A 15540-nucleotide genomic window follows, 5' to 3' on the forward strand; every position below is an offset into this window, starting at 1 on the left:
AATAATCGAGAATCTCATAGTTTGTGCCTGGGAGCGCTACTCGGCTGCGTTGTCCGCGGCGGCCTCGCTCTGGGTGATGTAAGCAGCCTCGGCAACCATGTCGTCGACCTCGGCCTTGGCCTGCTCGACCATGTCCTGGTAGCAGTTCTTGACGCGCATGCCGCACGCGATGCCCTGCACGCAGGCATTCTTTACCGGAGCGCTGGTGAGCAGCTTGATGCCAGCCGTGCCAAGCAGAAAACCGCCACCGACAAGCAGAGTGTTAAACGTCGACTTCTTCATGTTGCTTCTCCCTTTTGCCGCATCGGACGCGGCACGGTGCCTCAGTACCCGAGTAAATAAGTTTGCTCGGGCACACTTTTGGAAAATAGTTTAGTGTATCTAACTATTGAGGTCAACAAAGGTTAACTTTTTGGAAATCTTGGGGCGCAGACCAGCCGACTTTCGACAATCCTCCTGCCGCGATGCGCATCTATAGCGCCAAAGAGGAGATCTTCCCTCTCAGTAGATTGAAGGTGAATGGTTTTCCCGAGAAGTGAACGAGTAAAATCGGACCCCCGAAGCATCCGCATTTTTCGCCAGCAAAACCGCAGGAAAAACTAGACAAAACCGCAGGAAACAGGGCTCCAAAAGTGTCGATGCTTCAGGGGTCCAAATAAGGTCGTTCACTTCTCTGGAAAACCATTCACCTTCGATTTCCACAGCTCCGAAAAAATGTGACAAAGGGACAGTCTCTTTGTCACCCGCACAAAAAATGGGCGTGCCGACGGCGCGCCCATTCGCTCTATTCCATTCAGCCCACCTGACCCGAACGGCCGAGTCGTCACGGAACCGAGGGGCCGGGCGCAGGGCCTTGCCTCTCAATGAGTTCCGCACGAACAGGAGGCGCCAGTGGCGCCTCCGTCGTGAGTCAGGACTGTCCGAAATTGAGAGGCAAGGCCCTGCGCCCGGCCCCTCGGTTCCCGTTTACGAGAGCGACGTTCTCAGCAACTCGTTGAAGAGCTTCGGATTGCCCTTGCCGCGACTCGCCTTCATGCACTGGCCCACCAAAAAACCGATGACCTTCTGGTTGCCGTCACGATACTGCTGCGCCTGCTCGGCACAGTTTGCCAGCACCTCGTCCACGATCGGCTGTAGCGCGCCGGCATCGCTCACCTGACGCATACCACGCTCGTCGACGATCTTGTTGGGGTCGTCGCCAGTCTGGGCCATGGCCTCAAAGACCTCGTGCGCTTGGTTGGAGCTGATGGCATCGGTCGCCAGCAGCTTGGCAAGAGCGGCCACCTGAGCCGGCACGATGCCGGACTCGGCGAGCGACACGCCTGCGCCCTTAAGGTAGGCAATCATCTCGTTCACCAGCAAGTTTGCAACCGTCTGGGCCTCCTTGCCAGCCATTCCGGTAGCGGCGGCCTCAAAGAAGTCGGCAAACTCGGGGTCGCCGGCAATCTGCTCGGCGTCGGCCGTCTTAATGCCAAAGTCGGCCTCAAAACGGGCACGCTTGGCATCGGGCAGCTCGGAAATCTCGCCACGGCAACGGTCGATAAACTCGTCGTCCAGGTCGAACGGCGCCAAGTCGGGATCGGGGAACAGACGGTAGTCGTCGGCCGTTTCCTTCACACGCATGACCACGGTGCGCTTGCGGCTGGGCTCCCAGTGACGGGTCTCCTGATAGATGATGCCGCCCTCCTCGAGCACCTCGGCCTGGCGGCAAATCTCGTAGGCAAGGCCGTCATGCAGGCTCTTAAACGAGTTGAGGTTCTTGAGCTCGGTCTTGGTGCCCAGCTTGGTCTCGCCGCGGCGGCGCAGCGACACGTTACCGTCGCAGCGCATGGAGCCCTTCTCCATGGAGCAGTCGGAAATGCCCAGCGTCACAAAAATGCGACGGAGCTTTTCCATAAACAGGCGCGCTTCCTCGGGCGTACGCAAGTCGGGCTCAGTCACGAGCTCAATCAAAGGCGTGCCGCAGCGGTTGTAGTCGACGAGCGACTCGGCCGCGGCGGTAATGCGGCCTTCAGCGCCGCCCACGTGGACCATCTTGGCGGCGTCCTCCTCCATGTGGATGCGCAGGATGCGGATGGGCACCGTGTAGGAACCATCCTCGCGACGCTCGGGCATCTGCAGGCTGGACGCGTCATAGCTGGCCAGGTGGCCGGCGCGCTGATTGCCTTCGCGCATGGTCGACGTCATGGACGTGGACAGGCCCTCGGCGTTGGCCGAGGCGCTCGCCAGGCTCTGGGCCTCGGCCTCACCAAACGCGCAATCGGGGCGCTCAGCGGCACCGCGACCGGTCACGTCCAGGTCCAGGTGACCGTACATGGCAAAGGCGACCGGACCCTGCGTGGTCTGGAAGTTCTTGGCCATGTCGGGATAGAAGTAGTGCTTGCGGTAGAACATCGAGTGGCGCTGGATCTCGCAGTTGGTGGCGAGGCCGGCCTTGACGATGCTCTCGATGGCGCGCTTGTTGGGCACCGGAAGGGCGCCGGGCAGGCCCAGGCACACCGGGCACACGTTGGCGTTGGGCTCGTCATCGTGGCTGAGCTTGCAGTTGCAGAACATCTTGGTATCGAGTGCGGTGAGCTCGGTATGGATCTCCAGACCGATCACGGCCTCCCAATCCTGCAGGACCTCGGAAAGCTCCTTCATTACAGCTCGCCTCCCTTCCCGGCAAAATCGGGCGCGACAGAAAGCGCGGGCGCACCCGTGGCGGCATCGGCAAAGCCGCGCTCCAGGGCGCGGGCAAACGTGAGCAGCTGACGGTCCTTAAAGGCCGGACCCACCAGCTGGGCAGAAACGGGCAGCTGAGTATCCTCGCCCAGGCCCAGCGGCACCGAGATACCACCGTTGCCGCAAATGTTGAGCGAAATGGTGTACAGGTCCGAAAGATACATCTGCGTGGGGTCGCTGATCTCGCCAAACTTAAAAGCCGTGCGCGGCGAGGCGGGCATGAGGATGGTGTCCACCTTGGCATACGCAGCGTCGTAGTCCTGCGTGATGAGCGTGCGGGCCTTTTGCGCGGCGTAGTAGTACTTGTCGTACACGCCCGAGCTCAGCAGGTAGGCGCCGAGCATCTGACGGCGCTTGGCCTCGGCACCAAAGCCGTGGGCGCGGCTGAGCGAGCTCTGGTCGGACAGGTTGGCGCAGCCTTCCTCCTGGTAGCCGTAGCGAATGCCGTCAAAACGGGCCAGGTTTGAGAACGCCTCGGCCGGGCCGATAACGTAGTAGGCGGCGATGGCGGCGTCCAGGTGCGGCAGGTCGACCTCCACGAGCTCGGCGCCCTGGTTCTGCAGCTCCTGAGCGGCGCGCTCAACAGCGACCTTGACCTCGGGCGTCAGGCCCTCGGCCTCCATAAACGCGGGGATGATGCCCACGCGCTTGCCCTCGATGCTGTCGTTGAGATGCTCGGTAAAGTCGACGGCGCAATCCTGACTGGTGCAGTCATACGGATCGTGGCCCGCACCGGTGAGCGCGTTCATGGCCAGCGCGACATCCTCGACCGTGCGGCCAAAGGGGCCCACCTGGTCGAGCGACGAGCCAAAGGCAACCACGCCGTAACGGCTCACGGCGCCATACGTGGGCTTAAAGCCCACCACGCCGCACAGCGACGCCGGCTGGCGAATGGAGCCGCCGGTGTCCGAGCCCAGCGAGAGCGCAACCTCGCCCGCGGCAACGGCAGCAGCGGAACCGCCCGAAGAGCCACCGGGCACGCGCTCGGTATCCCAAGGGTTGTTGGTGCGGTGGAACGCCGAGCTCTCGGTGGAGCTGCCAAAGGCAAACTCGTCCATGTTAGCCTTGCCCATGGGCAGGCAGCCGGCATCGAGCATGCGCTGGACGCAGGTAGCGGTGTAGACGCTCTGGTAGTTCTCGAGCATGCGGGAAGCGCAGGTGGTGCGCGTACCCACGAGGTTCATGTTGTCCTTGATGGCCAGCGGCACGCCCGCGAGCGGGGGCAGCGGCTTGCCTGCAGCGCGGTCGGCATCCACGCGCGCAGCGGCCTCGAGCGCAAGCTCGGGCGACACCTGCAGGAATGCCTGGACCCCGCCCTCGCGCGCCTCGATGGCGGCAAGGGAGGCCTGGGCCACCTCGGTAGCGGTAAAGTCGCCGGCGACAACGCCCGCGGCGATCTGGGCGGCGGTTAGGGAATCGAAGCTCTGCGCCATTACTCGCTCTCCCCCTCTCCTAAAATGGACGGCACGCGGAAGTAGCGGTCGCGCGCGCTGCCGGCGTTTTCGAGCGCGACGTCGAGCGGCAGGTCGCGCTCGGGCTCGCGCAGGTCGTCGCCCATCACGTTGGACAGGCTTCCGATGGGATGGAACGTGGGCTCCACGTCGGGTAAGTCATATTGCAGGACGGGCTCGAGCATCTGGACGGCATCATTCATGTAGGACGTCATCTGGGTGAGCTCGTCATCGGTCAGTGCGATCTTTGCGTACTCGGCGATGCCGCGCACGTCTTTCTCGCTGAGTGCCATAGGCGCTCCCTTCCGCATAACAGTTAAACCGCTCTAGTATACAGGGCAACGCCGGCTTGGAGCAGGCACTTTACCCAAATGCAGCGAAAACGTAACGAGGGCGGCGGTTGGCAGGCGGCGGGCTGGCGATTCTGCAGCGAAACCGCACCGTCCATAGCGAAAACCGTCTCGCCCACAACGAAAACCATCACAACATTCGACGCTTTTCGCCAAAATCGCGATTTTCATCGAATGTTGTGATGGTTTGGAAGCCCCGACCACCACAAAGGCGCCTGTCCCCATTGTGGTGGTTCTAAAGAATGTCTTATGCCGAGGCCTTGGCCTTGCGGCGCTTGCGGACCGCGTGGATCACGATGTCCAGCAGCAACAGCACAATGGCTACGACCACGATGAGCACGGCGAACTCGCGCTTGCCCCAGTGGCGGCCGGCCAGCGACTTTTGCTTGTCGACGTCCTTCTTGTTGTACTTGGTGCGCACGCAATGCACCAGCAGGCGATGGTCGTTCACGCCATAGGGCGTGCAGGTGACGAGCGTCACTTTGTCGGCGCCGGGCTCGATGGTCAGCGACTCCATCTCCTCGGGCAGCACGACCTCGGAGTCCACCATCTTGTAGGCGAGCGTCTTGTTCATGGTGTGCAGCAGCACCAGGTCGCCGGGCTCCAGCGAGTGGATGTCGTCGAACATGCTCAGGTTGCGCATGCCCGAGTGCGCGGTGAGCACGCAATGCGTCGAGATGCCGCCCACCGGCAGGCTCGTGCCCTCCAGGTGGCCGACGCCCGCCATAAGGACTTCTTCGCTCGTGCCGTGGTAGATGGGCATGCTCACGTCGATGGAGGGGATCTCGACCCAGCTCATCATGGGGTCGCGGTCAAAGATGAGCTGCTGGGCGTAGGGGTCGATCTGGTCGGCGGGAAGCTCGGTGGCCTCGCCGGCAAGTTGCTCGTTATAGGAGCGCGCCTGAAGCAGAATGCGCTCGCGCTCCTCTTCCGACAGAGCGTCCACGGTGCTGGACACGGTGCTGATCTGGTTGAACACGCCCGAGGCCTCGAGCCGGTCCAAGATCCACGGCCAGGTCATAAGGCCCACGCCGATAAGGATGATGACGATGGTGATAAGCCGGTCGGCCCAGCGCGGCAGTCGTTTGCGGCGACGCTTGGGCTTTGGTTGAGGTTTGGACTGAGGGCTTGAGCCACCGTTGGCCGCGGCGTTATTGCTCTTCATATGTTTGGCGCCCTGCACCATCGCCAGTCACTCCTCTGCAACTCAAGTTGTCTAAACAAATAATAGCCGATTAGCGAGCTCATGCGCCGGACAACGCAGCTTGGCTGCACCGTCCGGGCCACGTAACCCCACTCAACCAATCAAGCCATATGTTGCTTTCATCGTCTCGAGCAACTGCGCCATCGTTACGCCCGCAACCCCAATCTGTTTCAGATTGACGTCGCCCACCTCACAATCTTTGACAAACGCAAGCATATCGTCCTTCAGTTCTCCGCCCAGGTCGACACCTTCCGACTCGCCGAGCAGCTGAGCAAGTCTCAGCGCATCGCGTTTATGCTTTTTTACCTTCCTCGAATCAACGTTCTCCCCCGCTTCCCTTCTAGCTTTTAGGTCGAGATACGCCTTCGCTTTGAACGGGACAATGTATTCCGTACCCAGGACCGAAACGCCGCCTACGGTCCGAATTCCCTGAAGGAACAAGCTGTAGTAAGCATCGTCCAACAAAATTGCCGACAGACTGCTTATGTTTTCATCAACGTGAATTGGCGCCACATCAATCCCCTCACGACCCTTTAGAAAGTCGGGGCACTTCGCGAAGAGTTCGATCATATGGGGGTAACCCGGCCTCTTAGGCTCTGTAAACCGATAAAAACATGAGCCTTTGCCTTCGCCCCAGCCGCAGCGGTAACCGCCATCACGCACCAAAGTCCATATAGCTTCTGCCGTCTGAGGCAACCGGTCATCGGCGACAATTACCACATCAAAATCGTGAGTCGCCCTGAACGAAAGCCCCGCCTCCGCGAGCAGAATGTCGCATGCCGTGCCGCCGATAAGGGCATACGATCCTGCAGCTTCTTGCATATGCTGCTGAAATTCCTGGAGGCCTTCTACAGCGCTTCTTGCCATGGATATTCCTTTCCAAACATGCGATCGACTTCGAGCTGAATTCGCTCATCGTCGATTGCCGCCAAAGATAGCGCAAGCGAAATGTCGTCGACGCGGGAGGAGCCGGCAAACACGGGCGCATAGCGCCACACTTGAACCATCGCCGTTTCGTTATCCGGCAACTCCCCGTCTGCGACTTCGAGGTCGCTCAGTTGACGCCATGCACTTCTTAAGACGGCCTTTTGTTCCATGCCCGGTGCAGCGAGCATCGAACGCGCAGCGAGCGCCGTCTCCCCGGCGTCAACAAGATAGTCGATCTGCGGCGTCTTCCTTGCAAAAAAGACCTTCGAGACAGGCGAGGAGAGCTGTGCCATGTGTTCGCTGAGCAGAAGGTCAACGGCAACAGGGAACACGACGACACGTCGCTCGCAACGCTCGCGCCTCGCGAGTCCCCTGTCGACAAGCTCGGTTATGGCCTCACTCGCACGGCTTGCCGAGATCCCAAGCGCACGACAAAGGTCATAGGGACGATATGGCTCCTGGGCTGCTCCCCAGATTGCGGCAGCCTGTGCGTTGGGTGACATCTTGGACGCGTGATTGCGAGACCGGGCACCGCCCCTCTCCGTGCAAGCTGTGCCCATAAATGGAAGAAAAGCCTGTCTACCGGGGCAGACAAACGGAATCCCTTGTGCGACCAATGCTTTGCGCTGACGTGCATCGGCATCAGGAAACGAAACGACAACAGGAGTCTCCGCGCGCAAGGCTAGCTGACTATAGACTCTCTTAACCTCGGGAAGTCCGACGCCAGTAGGCAAACTTGCAAGCAAAAACGAAAAACCGTTTGCGTAAACAGCGCGGACCTCAATCGCCCGCAGATGCAGCGGCAAGCGTGCGGATCCAGGCCAATTTTTGGTCTTGGCAGAGAGGCCTAGTGCTTCTTGTAAGTAGATTAGCGCTTCGTTCATTTCCATCGTTTTCGTTTGATTCCAGTTTAAATAGGAATTATACATTATTTTTGGAATTAACGAGATTCTTTTCGTGCATAAGCCAGCATTTGCGTTTTCAAAATGTCCCGAATCGGCTGGGCGATTCGGGATACAATGTCAATAGAAAACGACGCACCCCGCGTAAGTGTACGAGAGCGCGGGCGGCCTAGTTTTCTGGTTTTGTTAAATGCCCGGGCCTCTAACCCCGGGCATTCTTATTTGCGCTTGTTGCGGCGCAAATGCCTTCTACCGTCCGCACCGCGCGTGCGCCTACGGACCTTAATCCGAACCTCATACGAGTCAAGAAACGCGATGACGAACGTACCCGCATCGGACGGTGGAGGCTGCCTGCGTTGTCCAAAAAAACGGGGCAGACTCCAGTGCGGAGTCTGCCCCGAAAAGAGAATGGCAAAGCAAGAACGTGGATGGACGAGAAAAGTGTCCGCAAGTCTCATGGCCATCGCATCCCACCTGCCAAAGGGATGGGTGAGCGAGCGTTACTCCTGCTCGGACTCCTCAGCCTGCTTACGGCTGCGGATGAGGTGCGCCACGCCGATGACGAGCACCGCGCCACCAGCGATCCAGGTGAAGGTCACGCCGTTAAGACCGGTGAGGGGGAGGCCGGTGCCCTTCTGGTCGACAATGGTGAAGCTGAGCTTGCCGGCCCCGGCCGTTGCGGTGCCGCCCATGACAACATCGTTGCCAGCATCAATGGTGGAAGTATCAAGCTTCACATTCTTACTTGTTTGATCGAACGTACTCTTGATAGTGAAAGTAACGCCATTTGCTGCAGAGTTATTGTAACCGGGCGCCGGGGTGACCTCTTTAAGGATGTAGGTGCCCTCATCAAGGCCGACAACGTTAATCTTGCCGTATGCGTCGGTCGTCAGTTTGGCCTGCTCGCTATCCTTCGTCTTGGTGCCGTTTGCCATAATAAAGATGTCGTCAGCATCACCCTGCTCTTGCAGCGTGAACACAACATCGGCGAGAGGCGGATTGCCAGTCTCTGAGCCAACCTTGGTTACATCGATACCATAGGTGTAGTCGTAGGCAGAATGCGTGACCGTGGTACCGAAACCGCCGTTGTCATGCGGATTGTTGGAATAGGTCAACGTAACTGTATTCTCCTGGGGTTTACCCACCAAGCCATCGAACTGTTCATCAATCTTACCGCCTACAAAGATCTTTGCAGAATCAAGCTTGGCCTGGTACTCAACAGTCACAGTGGAGTTGCCGGTGACGGCGATGGCGGAATTATTCTCGCCTTTGCAAGTCTTGAGGTCAGTGAAGTCGACCTTGAGCACGTTGTCTTCATCAAGGGTTGCAGTGTAGCCATCAACGACCTTCCTGTTGTCAATCTTAACTGTCACAGCGGGGGTCGTGCTGTTGGCCTCATCAGTGAACATGGGCGTCATGGATTTAGGAAGCTGATCCTTGAAGATGTACCTATAGGCGCTGTAGTTGTTAATGTTGTTCGCAACCGTACCGGCAAGCTGGTACTTGATAAACTGATCCATGCGCGAGTCAGCTGACATATTGGGGTTCGCAAACACGTTATCGCCAAACGTGCCATTCGTTGCGTCATCCTTGACGGCCTTGGTCACTTTGGGGACGTCCTTCTTAGGCTCCACCGTTACATCTGCGCCACCGACGATGGTGAAGATTGGCGAAGTGAAAGTGTCCGTGTTTTGATTGGTGGAATCTGTTTTGACACTCTTAGTCACAAAGAGCCAGTAGCCAGTCTTCAGGGTATTGAAAGCGCCGTTATCGCTCGTCTGCCAGCCATTCTGCCCTTCAGCGATATTGGCGCCCTCCAGCGCCCTGGCGATCATATCGAGCACAGTTCCAGCATTAACGTTGTTGTCCACTACTTCAGAAGCATGTTTATTGATGAACTCGGCCCATGCCTGAGCAGAATCGCCAGCAGGTAAACCGGTAGGTTTAGAGCTTGTTGCAACACCATCAAACGCATGAATCACTGCGTTCTTCACGGAACCGCTTTCTCCACCTGCCCACTCAATATCAGAGAGCGTCTTGTCGCCCGACTCATCCCAGCTTCCATTGCTCTTCTTATCCTGCGTAACCTTTGCCTTGAAAATCTGGATACCCTTAAAGGTTGTGTCCTTATAGGTCTTCTCGTCAATCTTTACATTGCCATCCGGAGCCACCGTTGGCGTGCCATCAGCAAACGCCATGGTCACCGGGGCCATAACTCCGCCGAAGCTCAGGGCTGCGGTGAGGCCTGCTGTCACTGCCAAGCGTGCGATGTTCTTGCTCATGCCCATCTTCTTTTCCTCCGTTTTCCGTTTGATTCTCATTCGATCGGTCATCATCTGTCTGTGTCTTAGCATCTGCTTCGCTACGTCTCGCCCCGCTCTCTGTGGGGCTGCCAGCTACTCTTTATGGCTGCCACCTCCCCGCTTGACCAGGAGCGCGACCACGATGAGCGCGGCTCCGGCGACCGCTGCGGCGGCCGCGGCGTACATTGCCATATCGCCAGTCGAGGGCATAAAGCCTCCGGTGATAATGCTAGGGGGTGTGCCGGTGGGCGTGTTGATGAGCGACGCCTCCAGGCTGCCCGTCGACCCATCCGCGCTGTCGGCGCGCAGGGGCGACTCGGCCGTGATGGTGAGTTTTGGCTTGGCGGCGGCCACCTGGTCGACGTCCAGGCCCTCGGCCTTGACCGTCACGGAGCGCGTGCCCTCAAAGGCGGTGTAGCCCTTGGGCGCCTTGAGCTCGCAGACCTCCAGCTTGCCCGAGTCCACGCCCGAGACGGTCACGCGACCGTCCTCGCCCGTGGTGACGGTGGCCTTGCCCTCCGCATCCCACGTACCGTCGGCCGACAGCGTGCGGCCGCGGTCGTCGGCGATGCTCAGGACCGCCCCGGCAAGCGGCTTGTCGCCGTCGCTGCCGCGCTTGGTGAGCGCGAGATCCCAGGTGTAGGCGCACGCGTCATCGCTCGGCGTGCTGGTGAAGCCGGCGTCGCCGGACTGGTCGGCAAAGGGAGAGCGCGGGTAGCGCAGGTAGACCTCGTTGGGGTTGCCCTTGGTAATACCGTGGTTGCAGCCGCCGGAGAGCGGCGCATTGTACACGGCGACCACGCGGGCACCCGCGGCGAAGGCGTCAGCCCCGCCGAGCGCGGCGATGAGGTCGCCGGTGCGCACGGCGAAGGTTCCGTCCGCCGCCACCTTGGTGGCGCACTGGGCCGTGATATCGGTCCAGCCCTTCGCGGGCTCGGTGCCGGCGCGGCCGTCATTGCCGACCGAGACGGCGTCAAAGCCGCCGTCCGCGCCCGCCGCCACGTACACGCGCATGCTCGCGGCCACCTTGGAGGGGTCGAGCCCCGCGCTCATGGTGTCGACGAACTGCACCGTATAGGTGTCGTAGGCCGTGAGGCCCGCCGGGACCGTGGCCGAGAGGCGCCAGTACAGGTCGTCGGCGACCGTGGCGTCGGCGGCCTTCCGCCAGGCGGCGGTGCTGTCCTCCAGCACGTGCTTGACCACCTTGGGCGTCGCCGCCTTGGGCTTGACGGTGACGGCGCTGCCGCCGACCAGGGCCATGACCGGCGCGGTGCCGGCCTCGTTCTGGGAGATGGCTTCGTCTTTAGCGACGATGAGCCAGTAGCCGCAGGGCAGCTCGGCCGTCGTGCCCGCGTTAAGGGCCACGGGCTCGGCGCCAGAGCTCTGGAGGGAACGAGCGAGCTGTGCGCTCAGCGCGCTCGTAAGGTGGGAATCGGTGTTGAGCCACTCGGCAGCTTCCTGCGCGGTGGTCTGGGAATTGGGCATGCCGGCGCTGTGCAACACAGGCAGCGCGGCGTCGCGCACGGCGGCGCTTGCCCAGGCGAGGTCGGTGGCGATCTTGGCGTCGCTGTCGCCGTCGACGACGTTGGCGCTAAAGATCTGGTAGGCGTCGTATCTGCTCGCCACGGTGCCGCTCACCGTGATGGAACCGGTCGAGGTCGGCGCGGCCTGCGCGGAAGCGGGGAACACAACCGCGCAGGTGCCGATCAGGAGGGCAAGCAGCGCAAACAAGATCGGGAAGGAGCAAACTTTCTTATTCACGACGCTCGCCTCCCTTCGCATTCGCCTTGCGACGAATGTGCATCCAGGCCGCAGCAGCGCAAAGCACCGCCGCACCGGCAAGGTACGTCAGAGTGACGCCCGACATACCAGAAAGGGGCAAAGAGGTGGAGTAGGTGTTGGTGAAGACCGGAACGCTCTGTTCCTTGCCAGTGGCCTCGTCCCTATCTGGAACGTAGGGGACCGCACTTTGCTCGTTTTCGGGGATAGGCTTGCCTTTGGCATCGACGATCTGGGTGTAGGTCACATCGCACTTGATCGTCTTATCAGACTGATCAGTTGCCGTGACCGTGATCTTGTAGATCGACTCGTCGTATTTGTAGTTCGTGAACGATGTGGTCGGCTGCTTTTCGCGAACGTAATAAGTAAAGGTCTTGCTTGCACCGCGACCCGTGGGGTCGCCCTTGACGTCGGGATTCTTCGTGATATCAGAGAGCGAGTACACAATCCCCTTACCAGAGCCATCCAAGAACGAAAGCGTCTGCTTCTTCTTATCGCCAGTAGTTTTGGTCTCACGAATAATGTCCTGAAAACCGTCATCGGTCGCAAGCTGAAGCGTAAACTCTTTCATCTCGCCGCCCTCAACGACCTTGGTCGCCTTAGGGATCCAGGAGCCGCTAGAGGTATAGGGCACGATTCTGTTGGTAAAGGTCTGGCTATCACTGCCACCGATAGTAACCGTAGCCGCTGTTTTGTCCTCTGAGTACCCAACGGAATAGTCTTCGGGACCAAGTGATACGAAGCTCTTATCGTCCTCGGCCTTTTTATAGACGGCTACCGTTTTTACCTTGTAATAGTTAATCGTGAACCCCATGAGCGTTTCAGAGTGGGATGCATCGTCCTCAACTGTTGCCTCGATCTTGTAAATTGTCTTATCGAATTTGATGTCTAATTCGTTTTGGCCGCTGATGGGTTCCTCAACGAGATAGAAAACGTATTGCCCTGAAGAATAGTCCTTGCCAGAGTCGAAGGTGATACTGCCGTTTGATTGATCAACAGTCGCCTCACCCGCACCACTGCAATCGCCCATATCTAATGTGCCGTCATCTTTCCAAGAAGGTGCCTTGGTACCGTTAACCTTCTGGCGCAGCAGCTGAAACTTGTACTCGTGCCCATTTAGGGGTTGCTTGTCTCCCTTTGCATTCACAAGCGCCTTAGTGGCCTTGAGTTTCATGCTCGGGTAAACCCTCAGATCACTGACCTCGCCAACGACAAGATCGCCGTTGGTCATGATGCCGCCACCGTGGGTGTAGGAATAGTTACCGCTGATGATGGTCGTAGCCTTTGCCTGCGCCTTTCCCTTGGCATAGGGGGTCGGATGGGCCTCCAAACCGAACATGTACTTAGCCTCGGCACCGCCATTTGGGTCGATGGTAACCGGAATTCTGTCGCAAGTGCCCTGCCAACCAGCCGATTCGCCGCCGAGCATCTTGCCAAGAACGACTGCAACCGTATTTTGGCTGTCATTCTTGCGTACCAAGAAGAAATCCTTATGGCCGTGATTTTTGAAGGGATCACCAATGTAATCAGGATTGCTGTCTTCAGTTTTACCGTTGCCGCCGGCGGAATAATGAGGTGATTCCAAAGGTTTGTCATCTTGATCAACGTTATCAGCATTGTCATAGATAGCAGCGCCTTTTGAGTACGAAACGATTGTCTTGCCCGTAGGACAAGCACCGATGCCACCGCCCCAGCCACCGGCATTATTATTAGTGATCAGCGTCTTGACGATGTTAAGCGTACCACCTTCCTGAACAAAGACACCACCGCCACCCCAGTCGCCACCGCGGGCGGCGTTGCTGCCCGTCATGGTCTTGTTGTTGGTGATGTAAACCCTGTTTGATGCATTTTCCGCATTAATAACGCCGGTAGTACCGCCAGAAATACGGAGGCCACCGCCCTCGGCATTATCGGACTTATTGCCCGCAATAAAACCGCTGGACATGGTGAATTCAAATCTCTGCCCGGGGAAGCCAGCGTAGATTCCACCGCCGGCCTCATAGGAGTAATTAGCAGTAACGGAGCCACCCGTCATGGACAGCGTTCCACCGTTCATGGATGCAATGCCGCCGCCACCGAGGCGACCTTTGTTGTAAAAGCCTGCACTAGCGATGGCTTCAGCTCGGTTGTTAGTTATATTGGCAGAATCACTGATGGTTACGGATGCACCCCGGGTATAAACACCGCCACCGTAGCCGCCGGCGTTGACGTCATCATTGTTGATTACAGTGTGATATGTCGCATTACCCGAGATGACACCGCCGGAGAGGTTCAGCACCGCGCCATTGTTAGCAAAGATGCCACCGCCAGAAGCTGCCTTGTTTCCCGCGACCACGCCGCCTGTCATTTCGAGGCTGGCATTCGCGCCCGTTATGCACAGACCACCGCCCCAGCCACCGTCGTTGCCGTTGGTGACGTAACCGCCAGAAATATTGACAGCGCCCTGAGAGAGAATAACGTGACCGTCGTTGCCCAGGGGACGAGGCGTTGTGATCATGCCTCCGTTGAGGTTAAGCGTACTGCCGTCCGCAACCGAAATGACTTGTTTGACCGATCCGCTTTTGGACGCAGCAACGATTGCGCCGAAACTGCTAACATCATGCCGTGTCGTGGTTTCAGTGGTGCCAAGGCTATCTTCCTTTGGATTACTTGTTGTCACATAGTAGGTAAGAGTAGCGTTGTTGTTTCCATCCCATACCATGCTTGCGGGCCGGCCGGTATTTTTATCGCCGACAGGAGAAGGTATATCGACTGGTTTTGCAGAATCTTCAATAGTAAGTGCACCACTCGTTACCTTAATGAACGTGTCGTTGTTGCCAGTGCGGTAATAAAGTTTGTGACCCGCAAGGTCGATCGTGGTGTTTTGGCTGATGGCGATTGGTGTACTCGAACTAATATCAGCCGCAAGACGCAGCTTTTCGGGCTTATTCTCCATGTCAAGATAGGTAGACAAATCATCGTCACTTGTCAGCAGCGTGTACCCATCCTTATCTTTTTTAAGTCCCGGAACCTCGCCTTCATTTGCAACAGTAGCGACCTTATAGACAGGCTCTCCATCATCCGCAGGCTGCGCAGCACCATCGGCTTCCGTGTCATCAGACAACTGATCAGCCCCAGTAGCATCGTCGCCAGTCTCGTCGCCCTCGGTCTCGTCACTATTCTGGTTTTCGGTATCCCCGTTGTTGGTGTTTTCTACATCAGTAGACTCACTTGAGGAACCCCCCATCACAGTTCCCTCGGTAGGAGCTGCCTGACCATCGTTGGCAATGGCCTGCGAGATCGGAGGCATGACGAGCGACAGTACCAGGCTCAACACGGAGGCTCCGCACAAAACGCCTGCCAGTACACGGCGCGTCGCTTTATTACTCTGCTTAGATTTGTCTGAATTCGCTTTCATCGATGTCTCCTCCCCAAGAGACCGCGATCTTGCTCTTTCACTATCAAACGTATCTGCGCAACCTGTAATTGCGCACGTTTAGTAATCCATATTGTAACGATTGTTTGAACATCTGAGCAACAAAACCGACAATTTTGTAGCGAATTCTCAATTCTCTTGACATTTTCTCAGATTTACCTTCGTTTATTCGCTATTTATTTTTTGTTTCTACTGGTAATTTAGTTGCCTATCCATTTTTTAATGGCATTAGATTAATTTGCACAACATTTTGCTCAAGAGTAAACATCCTGTAAACAGTTGAAAATTGACCATGAGCTGTAAGTCATTTACCGGGAGAAATACCCTACCAAACTGATGAGAATATCTTTAGCTCATCGGTAGTCAGAAGCGTAATGTTCAGACAACCATATTTGTATTTGCGCGCAGATTGTAGGTATCAACTCGCCCAAATCGCCTGAGGCCACCACGAAGGTGCCCGTCCCCTTTGTGGTGATTCTGCCCCG

Annotated in this window: 10 protein-coding genes; all 10 read right to left on the reverse strand. The window is 58.0% G+C overall.

Annotated features, from left to right (window positions below; translation table 11 throughout):
* Positions 1 to 36: 36 nt before the first annotated feature.
* A complete protein-coding gene (locus tag ABCN01_RS03145) occupies positions 37 to 282 on the reverse strand; it encodes a DUF6110 family protein (protein WP_342997029.1) in 246 nt (81 codons plus the stop codon).
* A gap of 684 nt (positions 283 to 966) precedes the next feature.
* Positions 967 to 2643, reverse strand: a complete 1677-nt coding sequence (gene gatB, locus ABCN01_RS03150) for an Asp-tRNA(Asn)/Glu-tRNA(Gln) amidotransferase subunit GatB (protein ID WP_342995866.1) — start codon at positions 2641 to 2643, stop codon at positions 967 to 969.
* On the reverse strand, positions 2643 to 4157 hold the full coding sequence (gene gatA, locus ABCN01_RS03155; RefSeq protein ID WP_342995867.1) for an Asp-tRNA(Asn)/Glu-tRNA(Gln) amidotransferase subunit GatA: 1515 nt from the start codon (positions 4155 to 4157) through the stop codon (positions 2643 to 2645). Before gatA ends, gatB begins: the two co-directional genes overlap by 1 nt.
* A complete protein-coding gene (gene gatC / locus ABCN01_RS03160) occupies positions 4157 to 4468 on the reverse strand; it encodes an Asp-tRNA(Asn)/Glu-tRNA(Gln) amidotransferase subunit GatC (RefSeq protein WP_055250987.1) in 312 nt (103 codons plus the stop codon). Before gatC ends, gatA begins: the two co-directional genes overlap by 1 nt.
* A gap of 304 nt (positions 4469 to 4772) precedes the next feature.
* Positions 4773 to 5690 carry a class C sortase gene (locus tag ABCN01_RS03165; protein ID WP_342995872.1) on the reverse strand — a complete coding sequence of 306 codons (918 nt, stop codon included), beginning with the start codon at positions 5688 to 5690 and terminating at the stop codon, positions 4773 to 4775.
* Positions 5691 to 5822: 132 nt separating this feature from the next.
* Complete coding sequence (locus ABCN01_RS03170) at positions 5823 to 6596, reverse strand: hypothetical protein (RefSeq protein ID WP_342995874.1); 774 nt, start codon at positions 6594 to 6596, stop codon at positions 5823 to 5825.
* Positions 6578 to 7546: a hypothetical protein gene (locus ABCN01_RS03175; protein WP_343014184.1), complete on the reverse strand. Its 969-nt coding sequence runs from the start codon at positions 7544 to 7546 to the stop codon at positions 6578 to 6580. Before ABCN01_RS03175 ends, ABCN01_RS03170 begins: the two co-directional genes overlap by 19 nt.
* 512 nt (positions 7547 to 8058) lie before the next feature.
* Complete coding sequence (locus tag ABCN01_RS03180; protein ID WP_342995878.1) at positions 8059 to 9840, reverse strand: SpaA isopeptide-forming pilin-related protein; 1782 nt, start codon at positions 9838 to 9840, stop codon at positions 8059 to 8061.
* A gap of 114 nt (positions 9841 to 9954) precedes the next feature.
* Positions 9955 to 11622 carry a SpaA isopeptide-forming pilin-related protein gene (locus ABCN01_RS03185; protein ID WP_342995879.1) on the reverse strand — a complete coding sequence of 556 codons (1668 nt, stop codon included), beginning with the start codon at positions 11620 to 11622 and terminating at the stop codon, positions 9955 to 9957.
* Positions 11615 to 15037, reverse strand: coding sequence for a Spy0128 family protein (locus ABCN01_RS03190; RefSeq protein WP_342995880.1), 3423 nt, complete (start codon positions 15035 to 15037; stop codon positions 11615 to 11617). The genes ABCN01_RS03185 and ABCN01_RS03190 overlap by 8 nt, the downstream gene beginning before the upstream one ends.
* Between the last annotated feature and the right edge of the window lie 503 nt (positions 15038 to 15540).

The sequence above is a fragment of the Collinsella aerofaciens genome (assembly GCF_039062365.1).
GTDB lineage: Bacteria > Actinomycetota > Coriobacteriia > Coriobacteriales > Coriobacteriaceae > Collinsella.